Source organism: Streptomyces sp. Ag109_O5-10 (genome assembly GCF_900105755.1).
GTDB lineage: Bacteria > Actinomycetota > Actinomycetes > Streptomycetales > Streptomycetaceae > Streptomyces.
Genome location: NZ_FNTQ01000001.1, coordinates 2898945 through 2919834, shown reverse-complemented (window position 1 = coordinate 2919834; position 20890 = coordinate 2898945). Strand labels below are relative to the sequence as shown.

Genomic DNA, 20890 nt, shown 5'->3' with positions numbered 1-20890 from the left:
GGTCCTACGACCTGGGGGTCCCCCGATTCGCGCGAAGCCGAGGACCGGGGGAGTGTTCGAGGGTCGTACGGCCGGAGGCGGCGCATCAGCCGATCGGTTGACGGCGGTTCGAGCGGGGCGGCCGATGCGGCGGGCCGGGGGCGGACGGGACCCTCGGAGCATGCCAACCGTCATCGAAGTGACAGACCTGCGCAAGTCGTACGGCGGCCGGCCCGTCGTGGACGGGGTGAGTCTCGCCGTCGAGGAGGGCGAGATCTTCGGGATCCTCGGGCCGAACGGCGCCGGCAAGACCACCACCGTGGAGTGCGTGGAGGGGCTGCGGGTGCCCGACGCGGGCCGGGTCCGGGTCACCGGGCTCGATCCCGTCGCCGACCACGACAAGGTCGCCCGCGTCCTCGGCGCCCAGCTCCAGGAGAGCGAGCTCCAGCCCAAGCTCACCGTCCGCGAGGCTCTCGAGCTGTACGCCTCCTTCTACCCGACGCCGCTCGACTGGCCGCCGCTCGCCGAACGCCTCGGGCTCACCGACAAGCTCGCCACCCGCTTCGGCAGGCTGTCCGGCGGGCAGAAGCAACGGCTCTTCATCGCACTGGCGTTGATCGGGAACCCGCGGGTCGTCGTCCTCGACGAACTGACCACCGGGCTGGACCCGCGGGCCCGGCGGGACACCTGGAAGCTGATCGAGGACGTCCGGGAGCGCGGCGTCACCGTCCTGCTCGTCACCCACTTCATGGAGGAGGCGCAGCGGCTCTGCGACCGGATCGCGGTGATCGACAAGGGGCGGGTCGCCGCGCTCGACACCCCTGCCGGACTGATCCGCCGCAGCGCCGGCGCCACCGTCATCAGCTTCACCCCGTCCGCACCCCTGGACGACCACGACCTCGCCGCCCTCCCCGCCCTCGCCTCCATCGAACGCAAGGACGGCCGGATCACGCTCTCCGGCACCGACGAGACCGTCAACGCCGTCATCACCCTGCTCGCCCGGCACCGCGTCACCGCCCACCAGCTCCGGGTCGTGGACGCCACCCTCGACGACGCGTTCCTCGACCTGACGAAGGAGGAAGCAGCATGAACACCGCCGTCCTGCGCACCGAGTTCCGGCTGTTCCGCCGCGAACCCGGCGCCGTCTTCTGGGTCTTCCTGTTCCCGACGCTGCTGCTGGTGATCCTCGGCTCGATCCCCTCCTTCCGGGACGCCGACAAGTCCCTGGGCGGCCTGCGCCCGGTCGACGCGTACGTCCCCGTCGCCGTGCTGATCGCCCTGATCATGGCCGGGGTGCAGACCCTGCCCCAGGCGCTCACCGGCCACCGGGAGCGGGGCATCCTGCGCCGGATGCGGCTCACCCCCGTACGGCCCTCCGCGCTGCTGTCCGCGCAGATGGCCGTGCAGGGCACGGTCGCCCTCGGCTCGGCGCTGCTGGCACTCCTCGTCGGCCGCCTGGCCTTCGACGTACGGCTGCCGAAGCAGCCCGGCGGATACCTGCTGGCCCTGCTCCTCGCGGCCACGGCCGCTCTCGCCCTCGGCTCGGTCGTCTCGGCGCTGTCCCGCACCACGAAGATCGCGAGCGCGATCGGCTCGGCGGTGTTCTTCCCGATGATGTTCTGCGCGGGTGTGTGGATCCCGGTCCAGGAGATGCCGCACACCATGGCCCGGGTGGTGCAGCTGACCCCGTTCGGCGCGGCGGCCCGCGCCCTGGACCGCGCCGCCGCCGGCCACTGGCCCGGCTGGGAGCACCTGGGCGTCCTCGCCCTCTGGGCGCTCCTGCTGACCGCGGGCGCCGCCCGCTGGTTCCGCTGGGACTAGGAGACGGGCCGCCATGCAGACTGGGCACATGACCGCCGACGACAACCGGATCGACCGGCGCTGGGAGCAGCTGCACACCTGGGGGCCGTACGGGTTCCTCGCTGTCAGCATCGTCCTCGGGGTCGTCTCCGCCGACCCCGGCACCCCCCGGTCGACGTGGCTGACCGCCTGGTCCCTGGTCGGCGCCGCGGTCCTGCTCCAGCTGTGGTGGCACAGCACGCGGTCCCGCCGCACCGACCGCGGCCGTACGCCCTCCGCGGCCGGGAGCGCGTACTACGCGCTCCGCTGGGCCCTCGCCTTCGTGCTCACCTGGCTCAGCCCGTTCTTCGCGTTCTACGCCGCCTCCGGTTACATGGACGCCGACGAGCTGCTGCCGCGCCGGTGGCGGCGGCTGGGGCTGCTGGCGAGCGCCGTCACCGTGGCCGGCGCGCAGACGGGCGGGATGCCGCTGCGCAGCCTGCTCCAGTGGCTGCTGTTCGGCGTGCTGCTGGTCGCCAACTCCGTTCTCCAGGTCGGGGTCGCCCACCTCACCGAGCAGGAGAAGCAGCGGTCCCTCGAACGCACCGAGACCATCGCCGCGCTGCGCCAGGCCCTCGACGAGAACGCGGCGCTGCACGCCCAGCTCCTCCTCCAGGCCCGGGAGGCCGGGGTCGCCGACGAGCGGCGCCGGCTCGCCGCCGAGATCCACGACACCATCGCGCAGGGCCTGGCCGGGATCATCGCCCAGCTCCAGGTCGTCGCCAACACCCCCGATCCGGCGTTGGCCGAGGACCACGTGGGCCGCGCCCTCGCGCTGGCCCGGCACAGCCTGGGGGAGGCCCGCCGCTCCGTGCACAACCTGGCCCCGGTCGCCCTGGAGCACGACGGGCTGCCCGAGGCGCTGCGGAAGACGGTCGCCGAGTGGAGCGAACGGACGGGCGTACGCGCCGAGTTCACCGTCACCGGCACCGCCGAGCAACTTCACGAGGAGGTCGCGGCCACCCTTCTGCGCATCGTCCAGGAGGCCCTTTCCAACGCCGCCCGGCACGCGCACGCCTCCCGGGTCGGCGTCACCCTCTCCTTCCTCGGCGACTTCCCGGGCGGCGAGGTCATCCTCGACATCCGCGACGACGGCACCGGCTTCGACCTGCTCGCCGTGCCCGCCCGCAGCCGGGCCGGCGGCTTCGGCCTGGACGGCATGCGGGCCCGCGCCGAACGCATCGCCGGCTCCCTGACCGTGGAGTCCGAACCGGGGCTCGGCACCGCACTGTCGGCGCGCGTACCGTTGGTCCGCCATGACAACTGAGCCCCCGATCTCGCTGCTCATCGTCGACGACCACCCGGTGGTCCGCGACGGCCTGCGCGGCATGTTCGAGTCCGCCCCCGGCTTCACGGTCGTCGGCGAGGCGTCCGACGGCGCCGAGGCCGTCACGCTCGCCGGCACCCTCGACCCCGACGTGGTCCTCATGGACCTCCGCATGCCGGGCGGCGGCGGAGTCGACGCCATCCGCGAACTGACCCGGCGCGGCGCCCGTGCCAAGGTCCTCGTCCTCACCACGTACGACACCGACTCCGACACCCTCCCCGCGATCGAGGCGGGCGCGACCGGCTACCTCCTCAAGGACGCCCCGCGCGAGGAACTCTTCACCGCCGTCCGCGCCGCCGCCCAGGGCCGCACCGTCCTCTCCCCGGCCGTCGCCTCCCGCCTGGTCTCCGCCGTCCGCACCCCCGCCGCCCCCGCCAACGAGCCCCTCTCCGCCCGCGAACGCGAGGTCCTGGCCCTGGTCGCCCGGGGCACCTCCAACCGCGAGATCGCCCGCGAACTCTTCATCAGCGAGGCCACGGTCAAAACCCACCTCACCCACCTCTACGCCAAACTCGGCGTCAACGACCGCGCGGCCGCGGTGGCGACGGGGTACCAGCGGGGGATTCTGGGCTAGCGCGGTGCCTCCCGGGCCGTCGTACAGGAATGGGGTCGGATGATTTCCCTTGCACAGCTGGCAGATCTGGCGCGGCGATTCGAGGCCGATCTCTCCGTACCCGTCGCACCACTTCGGGTGGGCGACCGGCACATCGATGTCGACACCACCCCCGTCATCATGGGATGCGTCAACCTCTCGCCGGACTCCACCTATCGGGAGAGCGTCGCGACCTCGACCGAGTCCGCTGTCAGAAAGGGCCGCATCCTCGCGGCGCAGGGCGCCGACATCGTCGACGTCGGCGCCGAGTCGAGCAATCCCCGGACGCGACAGGTCTCCGTGGCGGAGCAGGTGGCGGCCTTGGTGCCGGTCGTGAAGGGGCTCGCCTCGGAAGGCGTCGCCGTGTCGGTCGAGACGTACGAGCCTGCTGTTGCCCAGTCGTGTCTGGACGCTGGGGCGCTCCTGGTCAATTACTCGGGCGGCCCGGCATCGGACGGCGAGATGTTCCCCGTGCTGGCCGACCACGGAGCGACAGTCGTTCTGTGCCATGTCGAAGGGACGAACTCCCGGGACGTGCGCGCCAAGGGCATCGACCAGGATCCCGTCCCGCGAATGCTCGACTACTTCGAGAAGCGCGTGGACCACGCCCGCTCGGCCGGGGTCGATCGCATCGTCGTCGACCCCGGAATCGGCTTCTCGCACGACAAGCACATATCCGCCGACACCCGTGTGCACTATCAGGGCCGTGCCCTCTTGAACACGTTCCGGCTTCGGCGGATGGGCCTTCCCATCTGCCACTCCCTGCCGCACGCGTTCAGCCTCTTCGAGGACGAGTTCCGCACCGCCGAAGGCTTCTTCACGGTTCTGGCGCATCTCGGGGGAACAGGCGTCTACCGCACCCACGAGGTTCCCCGCACAAGGGCGGTACTGGCCGCTCTGCGGGCGCTCGGCACGCAGAGCTTCGCTCCCGGAACCTAGTGCCGCAACAGGCAACGTTCGCCCCGTCACGACGCCCGGCACGCACTCTCGCCGCACCGGCCGAAAGCCCAAGTACATCCAGTACGAGGACTTCCGGCCGGCACGCCGAGAGCACGCACCGGACGCCGCTCCTTGACGGGCAAACGTTGCCTGCCGCGGCACTAGCCCGGTACGGCAGAAGCCCGTTGGGGGTCCTCGGGGGCGGTGGGTCAGTCGGCCACTCGCAGGAGGAGCACCGTGCGTCCCGGCACTGTGATCACCGTGCCTGCCTCGTGCACCTCCGCCGGCTCCGTGCGCTGGTCCTCCAGTGAGGTGTCGACCAGGACCTCGTAGCGCTGGGCCCACGGTGGACCCGGCAGGACGAACCGGGTCGGGCGGGCGCCGGCGTGCAGGACGGTGAGGAAGCTGTCGTCGAGGACGGGGGCGCCGCGGTCGTCGCGGCCCGGTATGTCCCGGCCGGAGAGGAACATGCCGAGGGTGGCGGCCGGCGCGTACCAGTCGCCCGCGGTCATCTCCTCGCCGTGGGCCGTGAACCAGGCCAGGTCGCGCAGGCCGTCCGCCGAGTGCGCGCGGCCGGAGAAGAAGGCGCGGCGGCGCAGCACCGGGTGGCGGTGGCGGAGCCTGATCAGGCGGGAGGTGAGGTCGAACAGGGGCCGCCAGGCGGGGTCGTCGAGCAGGCTCCAGTCCAGCCAGCTGATGTCGTTGTCCTGGCAGTAGGCGTTGTTGTTGCCGCCCTGGGTGCGGCCCAGTTCGTCGCCGGCGACCAGCATCGGGACACCCGTCGAGAGGAGGAGGGTGGTGAGGAGGTTCCGCAACTGGCGCCTGCGCAGGGCCCGTACGTCCTCGTCGTCCGTCTCGCCCTCCGCGCCGCAGTTCCAGGACCGGTTGTCGCCGGAGCCGTCCCGGTTCTGCTCGCCGTTGGCCTCGTTGTGCTTGCGCTCGTACGACACCAGGTCGCGCAGGGTGTAACCGTCGTGCGCGGTGACGAAGTTGACGGAGGCGTAGGGGCGGCGGCCGCCCCAGGCGTAGAGGTCGCTGGAGCCGGAGAGGCGGTAGCCGAGGTCGCGCACGTCCGGGAGGGCGCCGCGCCAGAAGTCGCGGACGGCGTCGCGGTAGCGGTCGTTCCACTCCGTCCACAGGGGTGGGAACGCGCCGACCTGGTAGCCGCCGGAGCCGACGTCCCAGGGCTCGGCGATCAGTTTGACCCGGCGCAGCACCGGGTCCTGGGCGATCACGGCGAGGAAGGGGGAGAGCATGTCGACGTCGTGCATCGAGCGGGCCAGCGCGGCGGCGAGGTCGAAGCGGAAGCCGTCCACGCCCATCTCGGTCACCCAGTAGCGGAGTGAGTCGGTGATGAGGCGCAGCACGTGCGGGCGGACCACGTGCAGGGTGTTGCCGCAGCCGGTGTAGTCCGCGAAGCGCCGGGCGTCGTGGTCCTGGAGGCGGTAGTAGCCGCGGTTGTCGATGCCCTTCAGGGACAGCGTCGGGCCCAGCTCGCCCGCCTCCGCGGTGTGGTTGTAGACGACGTCGAGGATGACCTCGATCCCGGCCGCGTGCAGCGCCCGGACCATCCGCTTGAACTCGCCGACCTGCTGTCCCGTCGTACCGGATGCGGCGTAGGCCGCGTGCGGGGCGAAGTAGCCGATGGAGTTGTAGCCCCAGTAGTTCTTCAGGCCGCGCCTGAGCAGGTGGTCCTCGTGGGCGAACTGGTGGACGGGGAGGAGTTCCACGGCCGTCACGCCGAGGTTGACGAGGTGGTCGACGGCGGCCGGGTGGGCCAGGCCCGCGTAGGTGCCCCGGAGTTCCTCGGGTATCCGCGGGTGCAGTCGGGTGAAGCCGCGCACGTGCAGCTCGTAGATGACGGAGTCGGCCCACGGCGTCTTCGGGCGGTGGTCGTCCGACCAGTCGTCGTCATCGTGGACGACCACGCCCTTCGGGACGTACGGCGCCGAGTCGCGGTCGTCGCGGACAGTGTCGGCGACCTGCTGGTCCGGCCAGTCCCGGACGTGCCCGTACACCTCGGGCGGCAGGGCGAACTCGCCGTCCACCGCCCGCGCGTACGGGTCCAGCAGCAGCTTCGCCGGGTTCCAGCGGGCGCCGGTCCACGGGTCCCAGCGGCCGTCGACCCGGTAGCCGTACCGCTGTCCCGGCAGCACGCCGGGCACGAACCCGTGCCAGATCTCGTGCGTGAGTTCGGTCAGCGGGATACGGGTCTCCCGCCCCTGTTCGTCGAAGAGGCAGAGCCGGACCGCCTCCGCGCCGGCCGCCCAGAGCGCGAAGTTGGTGCCCGCCACCCCGTCGGGCCCGACCCGGAACCGGGCGCCGAGCGGTGTCGACGCTCCCGGCCACGCCGCCGGGACGGGGAGGGACGTCCCGTTCACCGCGGGCCCGTTCACCGCGGGGGCGTGCGCCGTGGCGCCGTCCGCCCTCGGGGCCCGCGCCGGTGCCCCCTGCTGCTCGGCTGCGCTCGTCACCTGTCGGCCCCTTTTTGTGTCCCGCGGCTCGCCGACCACCGGGGCGCAGCGCACCCGTGTCCGAGCAGCCGACGGCGCCCGGACTCCCGGTCCCGGGCACGGTCGGCGGCTCGCTACGGACGTGCCCGCGACGGCTGGCGCACGGGCACGGCGGCTCCCCAGCTCGTCGTCCTTCCCTCTGTTCTGCCCAGTGCCGGCGTCGCACTCACGTTTCCCAGGGGCATGCCCGCTCGTTGAGCCGCACGTGAGGCATCCACAAGGGCGCGCACGGCGCGCGCGGGCCGCGTTGGCCGCGGTACTGACATGGGCGGCGCTGCTGGCGGGAGCCGTCGGCTGCTCCTCGGGCGGCACCCACGGGCTCGGCATCGACCACGTTCTCGGCGGCAGACCCGCGGCCCCCGAGGACGTCATCCGCATCTCCCCGGACGACGGCACCAGGGCCGTACGGCCCGACGGACCGCTGATGGTCCGGGTGCCCAGCGGCCGCCTGGAATCCGTCCGCGTCGTCAGATCCCAGGACGCACAGGACTCCCCGGTCCCCGGGCACATCGCGGGGGGCGGCACGATCTGGCGGCCGGACGACCCGAAACTCGCGCTCGCCGCCAAGTACACCGTCGACGCGGTGGCCGTCGACGGCGCCGGCCATCGCTCGGCCCGCCACACCACCTTCACCACACTGGTCCCCGACGAACGCTTCATCGGGTACGTCACCCCGGAGAACCGGGCCACCGTCGGCACCGGCATGATCGTCTCCCTCGCCTTCAGCCGCGACATCGACAACCGCGCCGCCGTGGAACGCGCCATCCGGGTGACCGCGAAGCCCGCGGTCGAGATCCGCCCGCACTGGTTCGGCAAGAACCGCCTCGACTTCCGCCCCGAGAAGTACTGGGAGCCCGGCACGGTCGTCACCGTCGGCCTGAACCTCCGTGACGTCGAGGGCGCCCGCGGCGTCTACGGCCTCCAGTCCAAGACGTTCACCTTCACCGTCGGCCGCAGCCAGGTCTCCCTCGTCGACGCGGCCGCCCACACCATGGAGGTCCGCCGGGACGGCGAGCTGCTCGCCACCGTGCCGATCACCGCGGGGGCGCCCGAGCACACCACCTACAACGGGAAGATGGTGGTGATGGAGATGCACGACGTGACCCGCATGAACAGCCGTACGGTCGGCTTCGGCGGCGAGTACGACATCCCCGACGTCCCGCACGCCCTCAAGCTGACCGACTCCGGCACCTTCCTGCACGGCAACTACTGGGCGCCGGACGCCCCCGGCCGCGTCAACGTCAGCCACGGCTGTGTGGGCCTGCGCGACGTGAAGGGCGGCAGCTCGGACACGCCCGCGGGCTGGTTCTACGACCGCAGCCTCATCGGTGACGTGGTCGAAGTCGTGAACAGCAAGGACAAAACGGTATCTCCCGACAATGGCCTCGGGGGATGGAACATGGGGTGGAAGGAGTGGAAGGCGGGCAGCGCGGTCAAGTAACCAGGTGAGGGCGGGCCGGTGGGGGCGCGAAGTTGCGACGCAACGGTGACATTCGCCCAACACCAAGCTCAAAACCCTGCGGTTACTATGCGCCAATGCGCGCGCCTGACGCGCCGGGGTGGGCTGACCAGGCCCTGGGAGGGGAGAACGACTTTGAACGAGCGGCCGATATCGGGGGCGTCGGTTCGGGGGGCGCGGAGGAAGCAGGGGATGACGGTCGTCGCCGGCGTCCTGCTCATGGCCGTCACCGCCTGCGGCGGGGGCGGCTCTTCCGAGAAGGGGGCGGACCAGGGCAAGGCCAAGGACGCCACCACCCAGGCGAGCAAGCAGTCCGTGGCGACCGTCAGCATCAGCCCCAAGTCCGGCGCGACCGGCGTGGACACCAGCGGGGCGCTCAAGGTCAGCGCCGCCAAGGGCAAGCTGACCGACGTCGAGGTCAAGGACGCCAAGGGCAAGGAGATAGCCGGGGCGATCGCGGCGGACGGCGCCAGCTGGACGCCTTCGACGCACCTCGCCAACTCCACGAAGTACACGGTGCACGCGGTCGCGAAGGACACCGAGGGCCGTGAGTCGGCGGAGGACTCCAGCTTCACGACGCTGACCCCGAAGAACACGTTCGTCGGTTACTTCACGCCGGAGGACGGTTCCACGGTCGGCGTCGGCATGCCGTTCTCCGTCCACTTCACCCGGGGCATCACCGATCCGGACGCGGTGGAGAAGGCGATCACCATCAAGACCGAGCCCGCGGTCGACGTCGAGGGCCACTGGTTCGGCAACGACCGCCTCGACTTCCGCCCCGAGAACTACTGGAAGTCCGGCACGAAGGTCACCGTCTCCCTCAACCTCAACGGCGTCGAGGGCCGTGCCGGGGTCTACGGCGAGCAGGCCAAGACCGTGAAGTTCACGATCGGCCGCAACCAGGTGTCCGTCGTCGACGCCAAGAAGCACACGATGAAGGTCATGCAGGACGGCAAGGTCGTGAAGACCCTCGCGGTCACCACCGGCAAGCCGGGCTACGACACGTGGAACGGCCAGATGGTCATCAGCGAGAAGCTGCGCGTGACCCGCATGAACGGCGAGACGGTCGGCTACGGCGGCGAGTACGACATCAAGGACGTGCCGGACGCGATGCGGCTGACCACGTCCGGGACGTTCATCCACGGCAACTACTGGGGTGGCGACGCGTTCGGCAACTACAACGCGAGCCACGGGTGCGTCGGCCTCCGGGACATCCGGGGTGGCGGGGACCGCGCGGTGCCTGCTGCCTGGTTCTTCGACCACTCGATCATCGGGGACGTGGTGACGGTGAAGCACTCGCACGACCGGACGGTGTCGCCGGACAACGGGCTCAACGGCTGGAACATGTCCTGGCAGGAATGGACCAAGTAGCTCGTCGGCTGCGGCCGGCGGGGGTTGTTCGCGCCGTTCCCCGCGCCCCGGAAGGGGCGCTGATGAACCGGCGTTAACCTGCTCGGTATGACTGTGACCCTCGAAGTCGCCGAAGGCGTAGGTACGATCCGCCTCGACCGGCCGCCCATGAACGCGCTCGACGTCGCCACCCAGGACCGGATCAAGGAGCTGGCGGAGGAGGCCACCCGGCGCGAGGACGTGCGTGCCGTCGTCGTGTACGGCGGTGAGAAGGTCTTCGCGGCGGGAGCCGACATCAAGGAAATGCAGAACATGGACCACGCGGCCATGGTTCTGCGGTCCCGTTCCCTCCAGGACTCGTTCAGCGCCGTCGCCCGGATTCCCAAGCCGGTCGTCGCCGCCGTCACCGGCTACGCGCTCGGCGGCGGTTGCGAGCTCGCCCTCTGCGCGGACTACCGCATCGCCGCCGACAACGCCAAGCTCGGACAGCCCGAGATCCTCCTCGGGCTCATCCCGGGAGCCGGCGGCACCCAGCGGCTGCCGCGGCTGATCGGCCCCTCCAAGGCCAAGGACCTGATCTTCACGGGCCGGATGGTCAAGGCCGACGAGGCGCTCGCCATCGGACTGGTCGACCGGGTCGTGCCCGCCGCCGACGTCTACACCGAGGCGCACGCCTGGGCGGCGAAGCTGGCGCAGGGGCCGGCGATCGCGCTGCGAGCCGCCAAGGAGGCGGTCGACACCGGCCTGGAGACCGATCTGGAGACCGGGCTCGCCGTCGAACGGAACTGGTTCGCGGGGCTGTTCGCGACCGAGGACCGCGAGCGCGGCATGCGCAGCTTCGTCGAGGAGGGGCCGGGCAAGGCCAAGTTCCTGTGATCTTCGCCCTGCTGTGAAAGCCCCGAACCCCTTGCAGTTGACGCGATGTCTGATTCCGGGTCCCCCGATGGGGCGGATTATGGGAGCCTTAAGGCAACCCTAAGCCTGCCTTGTCGAGGGGGTCTGGCGATTGCCCGGAGAGAGAACGTCTTCGCAGGTCGGACTGGCTTCCGATGCCTCCGGAATGCCGATGGCATATGCCGATCACCCGTCGGCGGGTGGGAGCTTTGCGGGGGCGTATTCCCCCGGAACGGCCACGGAGGGCGCTCTCGGCGGCCATGATGGGGGCATGGCGGGGCTGGAGGGCATCGAACAGCCGCGGGGACACAGCCGTGCGGCCGCGGCGCGCTGGTCGCCTGCGGTCGAGGACGAGCGGGCGCTCAAGGCGATCGAACTGTTCGGCAACCCGACGGACGCGGAGGTTCCGCTGCCGTCCCGCCCCGAGTCCGCGGCGACCGCCCGCCGGCTCGCCCAGGTCGTCGTCCTCCGCCAGTGGCGGCTCAGCCCCAAGATGACGGAGGACGCGGTCTTACTCGTCTCCGAACTGGTGGGCAACGCCGTACGGCACACCGGCGCCCGGGTGTTCGGTCTGCGGATGCGCCGCCGCCCCGGCTGGATCCGGGTGGAGGTGCGCGATCCCTCCCGCGGGCTGCCCTGCCTGATGCCGGTTCAGGAGACCGACATCAGCGGCCGCGGCCTGTTCCTGGTGGACAAACTGGCGGACCGCTGGGGCGTGGATCTGCTGCCGAGGGGAAAGACGACGTGGTTCGAGATGCGGGTGGCTGATCGATAGGCCCACCGAAACGCGCCCCTTCGGGGGCGCGGGGAACCATGCGATCAACCCTGTCGACCGCAACGTGCAAAAACAATCCATTTCGGGTCAATAGCCGCCTTTCTTACCTATGCACCTTTAAATGGTGCAGGTGACCCCCACCCACCGACGCGACCTCCTCCGCGCAGGCGCCGCCCTCACCGCCGGAGGCGCCTTCGTCACCGGTTGCGGCACCACCGGTACGGCCACCGCAGCACCGCCCCCCACCACCGCCGGTCCCACCTCGCCGTCGGCTTCCCCCACGCTGCTCCCTTTCCAGGTCACCCACGGCCCCCGCACCGCCGCCTCCGTCGCCCTCACCTTCCACGGCCAGGGCGACCCCGCGCTCGCCGACCAGCTCCTCGGCACCGCCGAGCAGCACGGCGCCCACCTCACGGTGCTGGCCGTCGGCAGCTGGCTCGACGCGTATCCCACCATGGCCCGCCGCATCCTGGACGCCGGTCACGACCTGGGCAACCACACCCAGCGGCACGTCTCCATCAACGCCATGGCGGAGGCCGACGCCCGCAAGGAGATCACCGACTGCGCGGAGCGGCTCAGGCGGCTCACCGGATCGATCGGGACCTGGTTCCGCCCCTCAAGGGCGCCGACCGCCTCCCCGCTCGTCGCCCGGCTCGCGGCCGAGGCCGGCTACCCGCACGTGCTGTCGTACGACGTGGACTCGCTCGACTACACCCGGCCCGGCGCGTCGGCCATCACCCGCAAGGTGCTCGCGGAGGTCACGGGCGGCTCGGTGGTGAGCATGCACTTCGGGTATCCGGACACGGTCGCCGCCCTCCCCGCCGTCCTCCAAGAACTCCACCGCCGTGGACTGCGCGCGGTCACCACCACGGAGCTGCTCAGCTGATGCGAACCACGAACGCCGCCCGTCTGCTGTCCGCCGGTGCCGTCCTCGCCGTCCTGGCCCTGCTCCCCGCGTGCAGCGGCGGCTCCGACAGCCCCGCGGCACCGGCCGCCGGCACCACCGCGGCCGTGCAACCGCCGGCGAAGAAGGCGGAGCCGGCCGTCGACGTACTGCCGGGGATGCCCCCGGTCCTCGACCCGAAGGACGTGTACGCCGCCGACCGCCCCGGCAACCTCTCACCCGTCGTCAAGGACTTCCCGTCCCTGGTGTACGTCCCGAACACCAACTCCGACACGGTCTCGATCATCGACCCCAAGACGTACCGGGTGATCGGGACCGTCCCGGTCGGGCGGCAGCCGCAGCACGTCGTGCCGTCCTGGGACCTGAAGACACTCTGGGTCAACAACGACCTGGGCAACAGCCTCACCCCCATCGACCCGAGGACCGGCCGGGCCGGCAAGCCGGTCTCCGTGCACGACCCGTACAACCTGTACTTCACGCCCAACGGCAAGTACGCGATCGTGATGGCCTCCAACGACCGCCAGCTGGTCTTCCGGGACGCGCACACCATGCGGACCGTCAAGGCCGTCCCGGTCAGCTGCTACGGCGTCAACCACGCCGACTTCTCCCTCGACGGCCGGTACTTCATCGTGTCCTGCGAGTTCAGCGGCGAAGTGCTCAAGGTGGACACGGAGCAGATGAAGGTGCTCCGGCAGGAGAAGCTGCCCTACCACGGCGCCATGCCGCAGGACGTCAAGGTCTCCCCGGACGGGAAGCGGTTCTACATCGCCGACATGATGGCCGACGGGGTGTGGATCCTGGACGGCGACGCCTTCACCAGGCCGACCTTCCTGGCCACCGGCAAGGGCGCGCACGGGCTGTACGTCAGCCGGGACTCCCGCGTGATGTACATCTCCAACCGGGGCGAGGGCACCATCTCCCTCTTCGACTTCGCGCAGAACCGGCTGACCGGGAAGTGGCGGCTGCCGGGCGGCGGCAGCCCCGACATGGGCGGGGTCTCGGCGGACGGCAAGGTGCTGTGGCTGTCCGGCCGCTACAACTCCGAGGTGTACGCCATCGACACCCGCACCGGCGCCGAACTGGCCCGCATCCACGTCGGCAGCGGCCCGCACGGACTCGCCGTCTACCCGCAGCCGGGCCGCTACTCGCTCGGCCACACCGGCATCTTCCGCTGAGGTCGGCTGAGGCCAGGTGGGGCCGGGTCAGGCCAGGTGAGGCCGGGTCAGGTCGGGCCCTCGGGCCTCAGGCCTTGAGCAGCAGCGCCTCGGCGCCCACCGGCACATAGCCGGCCGCCTGGAACGCCCGGACGCTGCGGGCGTTCCCCGGCGCGACCTGCGCCCACAGGGGTTCGTCCGCGAGCTGCCGGGCGGCGGCCACCAGGGCCCGGCCCAGCCCCCGCTGCCGTACCCCCTGGTCCACCTCCACCGAGACCTCCAGGCGCCCCGCGACGCCCCGGCCCAGCACCAGCACCCCGCCCGCCACCGTCCAGGCACGCACCTCGTCCCGGCGGGCCCTGGCGTAGCCGACCCGGGAGGGGTCGGGGCCGGTGAGCTCGGTGAGGGGGAGTTCCGGGCGGCCGGGCAGCGGGCCGGCCACCAGCAGCGCGTCGATCGTCTCCTGCTCGCGGCCCGTGCGGTCCATCAGGGCGGTGAGGAAACGCGAGTTCATCGTCGCGGCCAGCGGATCGCTGGGGGTGGCACGCAGGGTGTCGTACACCCACTCCGGGTCCTCGTCGACGAAGACGACCGAGTGCGCGGTGAAGGAGAGCACCCCGGCGTCCCGCGGGGAGGGCTGCGGCACGACCGTCGTCCGGCCGTCGGGCGGCGGGAAGACACCCCGGGCCGCCGCGTCCAGAATGTCCCGCAGGGTCTCTGCCACCGTGCTCCTCGACTCCCCGGGGCTCCTTGAGTCTCCACCCACTGGAAGGCCCACACTCGCAGACATGATCGACGACGGCACCGGACTTTTCACCATCGGCGAGCTGGCGAAGGCCACCGGGCTGACCGTGCGCACCATCCGCTACTGGTCGGACGAGGGTGTCCTCACCCCGGTGACCCGCTCCGCGGGCGGCTACCGGCTCTACGACGCCGAGTCGTTCGCCCGCCTGGAGCTGATCCGCACCCTGCGCGAACTGGGGCTCGGCCTGGGGCACGTGCGCGCGGTGCTCTCCGGCGAGCAGACCGTGGCCGAGGTCGCCGCCGCGCACGTGGCGGCGCTGGACGCGCAGATCCGCTCCCTGAAGGTGACCCGTGCGGTGCTGTCGACGGTGGCGCGACGTGGCTCGAACGCGGAGGAGATGACCCTGATGAACAGACTGGCACGGCTGTCGGCCGCCGAACGGCAGCGGATCGTGGACGACTTCGTGGCGGAGATCTTCGACGGGCTGGACACGGCCGACCCCTGGATCCGGGAGCGCACCCGGACTCTCGGGGTGGCGTTGCCCGACGACCCGGGCCCCGAGCAGGTGGACGCCTGGGTGGAGCTGGCCGAACTGCTGCAGGACCCGGACTTCCGGGCGGCGATGCGCAGAATGATCGAGTTCAACGCGGCCGACCGGGGGCCGGACACCCCGGCCGGCGCCTCGCAGTGGTTCTTCCGCAAGCTGGTCGACGTCGTCGGTGCGGCACGCGAGCGCGGGGTGGCGCCCGAGGCACCGGAGGCGGACGCCGTGCTCACCGAGGTCTTCGGGGAGGCCACCGACCGGGCCGCGGTGCTGCGCCGGATCGACCTGGGCAACGAGGTCTCCCGCTACCGGGAGTTGGTGAACATCATCAAGGGTGCTCCGGCGCCCCCGCGGTACCAGGAGGAGTTCGGCTGGGTGGTCGCTGCGCTGAAGGCCTGGCCGGGCCGTTAACCTGGCCTGCGGCACTACGCCGGTACGACAATGGAAACACGGACATAAAGGGGCGGATCGGTGGCGGACATCGACGAGGCACGCGCGCACTTCGAGCGGATCGACGCGGACGGTGACGGTTTCATCACCGCCGCCGAGTTCAAGTCCGCTCTCGCGCAGGGGGGCGACTGGAACGTCACCGAGGCGGTGGCCGAGGCCATCATCAAGACCCGCGACCTCAACGGCGACAAGGTCCTGTCGTTCGACGAGTACTGGGCCTACCTGAACAAGTAGGTCCCACGAGAGCAGGTCCCACGAGGGCAGGGGCGCCCGGCACCGGGGGTGCGGGGCGCCCCTCTCTCATGCCCCGGAGCCGGCTGCCGCGGTGTCGACCGCCCCGGCCTCGCCCCGGCCCGTCCGGCGGCCGCCGTGCCGTTCCAGGGCCAGCGGCAGGCCGAGGCGCTTGCCACCCCGGTCGCCGGTGAGGACCTCGGCCGCCGGCCGCGCGCAGCAGCGGCACATGGGTGGTGCCCCCCGGAAGCTCCTCCAGGTGACGGGTGACGGGTGACGAGGACGGTCGCCGGCCGCGGCCGGGCCCGGCGCAGTGCGTCCAGCGCGCCGGCCCGCGCGGTGTCCGGGCGCGACGCGGAGACGGCGGCGGTGGTGTCGCGGGTGGAGCCGGCGGATCCGCTGGGCGGTCAGCCGGCGGGACCGGCCTCGCGGGTGGTCCCGTTCACGGGGTGGTCCCCGGTGCCGTGCGCGGGTCGGTCGGCGGCGCCGGTCGTGGCGCGGCCGGCGGCTCTGCGGTACTGGCCGGGTGCCGTGCCGTACTCCCGCTTGAAGGCCTTGGCGAAGGCGAACTCCGAGGTGTACCCGGTGCGTTCGGCGACCTGGCGCAGGGTGAGGGTGGCGTCGCGCAGCAGCCGGCCGGCGCTGGTCATCCGCCACCAGGTCAGGTAGGCCAGGGGCGGTTCGCCCACGAGCGCGGTGAAACGGCGGGCGAAGGCCGCGCGGGACAGGCCGCCCCGGGCGGCGAGTTCGGCCACCGTCCAGGGGTGGGCCGGGTCGCGGTGCACGGCGCGCAGCGCCGCCGAGACCGCGGGATCGGCCAGCGCGGCGGACCAGCCCCTGCCCTCCTCACCGCCCCGCTCCCGCTGCCACCAGGCCCGCAGGATGTAGAGCAGCAGGGTGTCGAGCAGCGAGGTGACGATGGCGTCCGCGCCCGGCTGCCGCTCCTCCAGCTCCATCCCGAGCAGTTCCACCGCGGCCCGCAGCGAGCGGTGGGCGCCCACCCGGGCGGGCAGATGAACCACCTCCGGCAACTCGGAGAGCAGCCGGTGGGCGCGGGAGCGGTCCAGCTGGTAGGCGCCGCACAGCAGGACCGTGTCCGGCTCCCCCTCCCGCGCCGTACGCGGCGGTTCGGGCCAGCGGCCGTCCGGCCCCGGCCGCACGTCCTGCAGCGGTACGCCCGGTCCGCTGGCCAGGGCGTGGCCGTGCCCGTGGGCCAGGAACACCACATCCCCCGGACCCAGCGCCACCGGCTCGCCGACCGCCGGCAGCAGCCACGCCGACCCGCCCAGCACGACATGGAACCCGGCGCCCTCCGAGGCGGCGAACCGCATCCCCCAGGGCGCGTGCTTGTCCCGGCGGGAGGAGTGCGGCCGCCCGGTGCGCATCGCGGCGACCGCGTCGCTCAGTACGTCCATGTCCACACCGTAGTCCGGCGAGACGATCGGACAGGGAAGCGAGACAGCAGGGCATGGATCGTCTCGCGGGCGCCGCCTAGCGTCGAGCGCATGACGAACACCGCACGCACCGTGCTCTTCCACGAGACCGGCGGACCCGACGTCCTGACCGTCGAGGACGTACCGCTCCCGGAACCCGGCCCCGGCCAGGTCGTCGTCCGCGTCGAGGCCTTGGGCCTCAACCGGGCCGAAGCGCTGTTCCGGTCGGGCACCTACTACTACCAGCCGACCCTGCCCGCCTCCCGGCTCGGCTACGAGGCCGCCGGGACCGTCGAGGCCGTCGGCGAGGGCGTCACCGAACCGGCCGTCGGCGACCCGGTGACCACCGGCCCCGGCATCGAGATGAGCGCGCGGGGCGTGTACGCGGAGCGTGTGGTGCTGCCCGCGTCCTCGGTCGTCCCGCGCCCCGACGGCGTGGACGCGGTCACCGGTGCCGCGGCCTGGCTGACGTACACGACGGCGTACGGCGGACTGCTGGAGACCGCCGGGCTGCGGCCAGGGGACCACGTCCTGATCACCGGGGCGTCCAGTGGCGTCGGCACCGCGGCGATCCAGGTCGCCCGCCGGATCGGCGCGGTCCCGCTCGCCACCACCCGCACCGCGGACAAGCGCAGTCGGCTGCTGGAGCTGGGCGCGGCGGAGGTGATCGTCACCGGGCGGTCGGCGGCGCAGGACGTGGCGAAGGAGGTCAGGCGGCTCACCGGGGGCAGCGGCGCCGAGGTGCTGTTCGACGCGATCGGCGGCCCGGACTTCCGCCCGCTGGCGGAGGGACTGGCCGAGGGCGGCAGGGCGGTGGTCTACGGCTGGCTGGACGGCAGCCCCGCCGAGCTCCCCTGGAACTGGCCCTTCACGATTCACACCTACGCCAACGGGGTCCTCACCGCGACCCCTGAGGGCCGGCGCCGATCCACCGCCTTCCTCAACGCGGGCCTGGCCGACGGCGGCTTCCGCCCGGTCGTCGGTGAGGTGCTGGACGGCCTGGACCGCATCCGGGACGCGCACCGCCTGATGGAGTCCGACACGCACATCGGCAAGATCGTCGTACGGATCTGAGCGGCGGGCCCCGGGTCCGGAACCGGGTCTCACTCGTTCGGACCAGTCGTGGAATAGGCCGCGCACGCCCGAGGTTGTCGCCGCGCAGCAGCGCATGTATGCGAATGCATCGACTCTCGAGAGGCGTGTCATGAAGATCGGCATCATCGGGGCGGGCAACATCGGCGGCAACCTCACCCGGCGGCTGACCACCCTCGGGCACGACGTGTCCGTGGCGAACTCGCGGGGCCCCGAGACGCTGGCCGCCCTGGCCGAGGAGACGGGGGCGACGGCGGTACGGGCCGAGGAGGCCGCGCGGGGCGCCGAGGTCGTGGTGGTCACGGTCCCGGTGAAGGCGGTCCCGAACCTGCCGTCCGGGCTCCTGGACGGCGCCACGGAGAACGTCGCCGTGATCGACACCGGCAACTACTACCCGCGGGAGCGGGACGGCCGGATCGCCGGTATCGAGGACGAGGGCATCACGGAGAGCCGCTGGACCGAGCGGCAGATCGGCCACCCCGTGATCAAGGTCTTCAACGGCACCTTCGCCCAGGACATCCTGGACCGTGGCCGCCCCGCCGGCGACCCCGAGCGCCAGGCCGTCCCGGTCTCCGGCGACGACGAGGCCGCCAAGCGGGTCGTCCGCGCCCTGATCGACGAACTCGGCTTCGACACGGTCGACAACGGCGGCATCGACGACTCCTGGCGTCAGCAGCCGGGCACCCCGGTCTACGGCCTGCGCGCCGACGCGGAGGGCGTACGCAAGGCCCTGGCGCAGGCGTCCCCCGAGCGCCCGGAGAACTTCCGCGGCTGACGGCTCCGCCGGGCTTGCGGGACGGCCGGCGGCGGGACCGGGGCCCTCGGTCCGGTCGCTCGGTCCGGTCCCGCCACCGGCCGCCGCGGACCGGTACCGCGCCGCTCAATCCTTCTTCGCGGCCCAGGCCTTGAGGGCGGCCTTGCTCGCGAAGTCCGCGACGTCCTTGTCGTGCGGATCGCTGGTGTACTGGTGGAAGACCCAGTCGGCCCTGATGCGGGGGTGGCCCGCGCCGACGTAGTCGGCGATCCAGAGGCCGTCGCCGGCGTACGAGGTGGTGTCGATGTTGAGCCAGAAATTCCGGTTGGTGTAGAGCACCACCCGGTAGCCGGGCCTGAGTGCCTTCACCTTGCGGATGAAGGAGTCCTTCTCGGCGTTGCTGGCGTGGGTGCCGTCGCCGGTGGTCTCCCAGTCGACGGCGAGGATCTCGCCCGCCTTTTCGGGGGCGTGCTGGACGAAGTACTCGGCCTGGGCGGTGAGGTTGCCGGGCCAGAGGAAGTGGTAGTAGCCGACGACCAGTCCGGCGTCGCGGCCGGTCTTGGTCTGGGCGGCGAGTTTGGGGTTGACGTACGAACGCCCCTCCGTCGCCTTGATGAACACGAAGGAGAGGCCATCCGTGTCGTAGCTGGAGGACTGGTACGCGCTCACGTCGATGCCGTGCAGCATGGGGGACTCCCTGGGTGCCCGTGGGGTGACACGAGTTGCAACTGCGTATCTCGTATTCCCCGCCACGCCGAGAGGGATCCGCGTGGGCGCGTGAATTGTCAGCCGCGGGCCGCCACCCCGCCGAGCACGGCCGCCGACTTCGTCGACCAGTCGGAGGTGATGATGCTGGCGTGGTCGGCGGCCAGCAGCGCCAGCCGGGCCGCGACCTCGGCGTCGGTCGGCGCGGTCGAGGAGATCGCCGGTGAGACGTTGGAGGCGTCCGTCATGATCAGGATGTAGTGGTTCGTGGCGTAGAACGACGTGTCGTAGCCGTTGTTCACGTACGTCGCCGCGTCGCCGTCGAAGAACACGAACCAGGGCTGGATGGAGGCGTCGTACCTGCTGGTCCGCGGATCGCCGTTCGCGGCGCCCAGGACGGCGGGGAAGGCCTGGGCCTGGGAGATGTTCCCGGCCGCGTACAGGTCTCGCAGGTGGTCGCCGTACTCCTTGTCCGTCCAGTAGTGGTCGAACGGGTTGGCCTGCTCCACCGTGCCCGGGATCAGCTCGAAGACGAACTTGCCCTTGAGCGCGTCACGGGAGGGCCAGGCGTTGGCCTTCGCGGCGGCGTCGAGCGTCGAGTACGAGGAGCCGAGCAGGTCGGCCGGCTTGTACACGCTGCTGCCGAGCTTCTGCGAGACGAGCGTGTCGAAGGCGGTGGGCCCGAGGCCGATGGTCTGGTTGAACCCGACCTTCATCTCGACCTTGACGACGACGGGCGCGTGGTCCGGGTGCAGTTGCTCCCAGGCCGCCATGTTGTCGAGGCAGCTGCCGAGGTCCTGGCTGGTGGCCTGGCTGTACAACTGACTGGGCGTGGCGGCGTGTTCGCAGTTGTTGTCGTTGCCCCACGGGTTGCTGTGGCTGACCCGCCACCGCTTGCTGATGCTGTCGACGTACACGTCCAGCTCCAGCAGCGAGGCCCCGGAGTCCAGCGCCTGCGCCCAGTAGGCGTACTTCCCCTTGTCGTACGCGTTGTGCGTGCCGACGGAGGTGGTCTCGGAGAACTTCGCCGCGTTCAGGTCCGTGGCCGCGGCCGTGGTCGCGTGCGCGGCCGAGCCCGCCATCACGAACAGGGCCCCGGCACCTACGACCGCCGCCAGCCGTCTCAGGACACGCATGACCCAACTCCCTTGGTTTGATGATGAGTTGGCGGCAGCGTAGAAGCATACGGTTACTGATCGGTAGCCCCTGGG

General features: G+C 71.7%; 21 protein-coding genes. 15 read left to right on the top strand and 6 right to left on the bottom strand.

What is annotated here, in order from left to right:
- Positions 1 to 160 precede the first annotated feature (160 nt).
- The 5 genes from BLW82_RS13295 to BLW82_RS13275 are packed head-to-tail and all read left to right on the top strand — an operon-like array spanning position 161 to position 4676.
- Complete coding sequence (locus tag BLW82_RS13295) at positions 161 to 1069, top strand: ABC transporter ATP-binding protein (RefSeq protein WP_093498988.1); 909 nt, start codon at positions 161 to 163, stop codon at positions 1067 to 1069.
- Positions 1066 to 1800: an ABC transporter permease gene (locus BLW82_RS13290; protein WP_093498987.1), complete on the top strand. Its 735-nt coding sequence runs from the start codon at positions 1066 to 1068 to the stop codon at positions 1798 to 1800. The genes BLW82_RS13295 and BLW82_RS13290 overlap by 4 nt, the downstream gene beginning before the upstream one ends.
- A 28-nt stretch (positions 1801 to 1828) precedes the next feature.
- Positions 1829 to 3085: a sensor histidine kinase gene (locus BLW82_RS13285; protein WP_093498986.1), complete on the top strand. Its 1257-nt coding sequence runs from the start codon at positions 1829 to 1831 to the stop codon at positions 3083 to 3085.
- Complete coding sequence (locus tag BLW82_RS13280) at positions 3075 to 3719, top strand: response regulator (RefSeq protein ID WP_093498985.1); 645 nt, start codon at positions 3075 to 3077, stop codon at positions 3717 to 3719. The genes BLW82_RS13285 and BLW82_RS13280 overlap by 11 nt, the downstream gene beginning before the upstream one ends.
- Positions 3720 to 3758: 39 nt before the next feature.
- Positions 3759 to 4676: a dihydropteroate synthase gene (locus BLW82_RS13275; protein WP_093498984.1), complete on the top strand. Its 918-nt coding sequence runs from the start codon at positions 3759 to 3761 to the stop codon at positions 4674 to 4676.
- A 209-nt stretch (positions 4677 to 4885) separates the two neighbouring features.
- Here the strand turns inward: BLW82_RS13275 and glgX are convergent, their stop codons facing one another.
- Positions 4886 to 7150 carry a glycogen debranching protein GlgX gene (gene glgX, locus BLW82_RS13270; RefSeq protein WP_371131334.1) on the bottom strand — a complete coding sequence of 755 codons (2265 nt, stop codon included), beginning with the start codon at positions 7148 to 7150 and terminating at the stop codon, positions 4886 to 4888.
- Between the two features lie 244 nt (positions 7151 to 7394).
- Between glgX and BLW82_RS13265 the strand changes: the two genes are divergently transcribed.
- The 6 genes from BLW82_RS13265 (at position 7395) to BLW82_RS13240 (ending at position 13746) form a co-directional block, all read left to right on the top strand.
- Positions 7395 to 8630, top strand: coding sequence for a L,D-transpeptidase (locus BLW82_RS13265; protein WP_093498983.1), 1236 nt, complete (start codon positions 7395 to 7397; stop codon positions 8628 to 8630).
- Positions 8631 to 8783: 153 nt separating this feature from the next.
- Positions 8784 to 10019, top strand: coding sequence for a L,D-transpeptidase (locus tag BLW82_RS13260; protein ID WP_371131333.1), 1236 nt, complete (start codon positions 8784 to 8786; stop codon positions 10017 to 10019).
- 87 nt (positions 10020 to 10106) lie between these two features.
- Complete coding sequence (locus tag BLW82_RS13255; RefSeq protein WP_093498981.1) at positions 10107 to 10874, top strand: enoyl-CoA hydratase/isomerase family protein; 768 nt, start codon at positions 10107 to 10109, stop codon at positions 10872 to 10874.
- Positions 10875 to 11163: 289 nt separating this feature from the next.
- Positions 11164 to 11667 carry an ATP-binding protein gene (locus tag BLW82_RS13250; protein WP_177232932.1) on the top strand — a complete coding sequence of 168 codons (504 nt, stop codon included), beginning with the start codon at positions 11164 to 11166 and terminating at the stop codon, positions 11665 to 11667.
- A 121-nt stretch (positions 11668 to 11788) separates the two neighbouring features.
- Positions 11789 to 12553, top strand: a complete 765-nt coding sequence (locus tag BLW82_RS13245; protein ID WP_093498979.1) for a polysaccharide deacetylase family protein — start codon at positions 11789 to 11791, stop codon at positions 12551 to 12553.
- Entirely contained in the window at positions 12553 to 13746 is a 1194-nt protein-coding gene (locus BLW82_RS13240; protein WP_093498978.1) for a YncE family protein, read from the top strand. Before BLW82_RS13245 ends, BLW82_RS13240 begins: the two co-directional genes overlap by 1 nt.
- 67 nt (positions 13747 to 13813) lie before the next feature.
- Here BLW82_RS13240 and BLW82_RS13235 read toward each other — a convergent pair whose 3' ends face one another.
- Positions 13814 to 14449 (bottom strand): GNAT family N-acetyltransferase, encoded by a 636-nt coding sequence (locus BLW82_RS13235; RefSeq protein ID WP_093498977.1) that lies wholly within the window; start codon positions 14447 to 14449, stop codon positions 13814 to 13816.
- A gap of 64 nt (positions 14450 to 14513) precedes the next feature.
- Between BLW82_RS13235 and BLW82_RS13230 the strand changes: the two genes are divergently transcribed.
- Together BLW82_RS13230 and BLW82_RS13225 are read left to right on the top strand one after the other, a co-directional pair.
- Entirely contained in the window at positions 14514 to 15425 is a 912-nt protein-coding gene (locus BLW82_RS13230) for a helix-turn-helix domain-containing protein (protein WP_093498976.1), read from the top strand.
- 60 nt (positions 15426 to 15485) lie between these two features.
- Positions 15486 to 15698, top strand: a complete 213-nt coding sequence (locus BLW82_RS13225) for an EF-hand domain-containing protein (RefSeq protein ID WP_093498975.1) — start codon at positions 15486 to 15488, stop codon at positions 15696 to 15698.
- Positions 15699 to 15764: 66 nt separating this feature from the next.
- Here the strand turns inward: BLW82_RS13225 and BLW82_RS44400 are convergent, their stop codons facing one another.
- The gene (locus BLW82_RS44400) at positions 15765 to 15926 is read right to left on the bottom strand and encodes a hypothetical protein (protein WP_177232931.1); all 162 of its coding nucleotides are present in this window, start codon (positions 15924 to 15926) and stop codon (positions 15765 to 15767) included.
- A 176-nt stretch (positions 15927 to 16102) separates the two neighbouring features.
- Entirely contained in the window at positions 16103 to 17110 is a 1008-nt protein-coding gene (locus tag BLW82_RS13220) for an AraC family transcriptional regulator (RefSeq protein WP_093508024.1), read from the bottom strand.
- 90 nt (positions 17111 to 17200) lie between these two features.
- Here BLW82_RS13220 and BLW82_RS13215 point away from each other — a divergent pair, with 90 nt between their 5' ends.
- Both BLW82_RS13215 and BLW82_RS13210 read left to right on the top strand, forming a co-directional pair.
- A complete protein-coding gene (locus BLW82_RS13215; protein ID WP_093498974.1) occupies positions 17201 to 18202 on the top strand; it encodes a zinc-dependent alcohol dehydrogenase family protein in 1002 nt (333 codons plus the stop codon).
- A gap of 94 nt (positions 18203 to 18296) precedes the next feature.
- Positions 18297 to 18995 (top strand): NADPH-dependent F420 reductase, encoded by a 699-nt coding sequence (locus BLW82_RS13210; RefSeq protein ID WP_093498973.1) that lies wholly within the window; start codon positions 18297 to 18299, stop codon positions 18993 to 18995.
- Positions 18996 to 19100: 105 nt separating this feature from the next.
- Here the strand turns inward: BLW82_RS13210 and BLW82_RS13205 are convergent, their stop codons facing one another.
- Together BLW82_RS13205 and BLW82_RS13200 are read right to left on the bottom strand one after the other, a co-directional pair.
- Entirely contained in the window at positions 19101 to 19661 is a 561-nt protein-coding gene (locus BLW82_RS13205; RefSeq protein ID WP_093498972.1) for a glycoside hydrolase family 25 protein, read from the bottom strand.
- A gap of 98 nt (positions 19662 to 19759) precedes the next feature.
- The gene (locus BLW82_RS13200; protein WP_177232930.1) at positions 19760 to 20815 is read right to left on the bottom strand and encodes a phosphatidylinositol-specific phospholipase C domain-containing protein; all 1056 of its coding nucleotides are present in this window, start codon (positions 20813 to 20815) and stop codon (positions 19760 to 19762) included.
- Between the last annotated feature and the right edge of the window lie 75 nt (positions 20816 to 20890).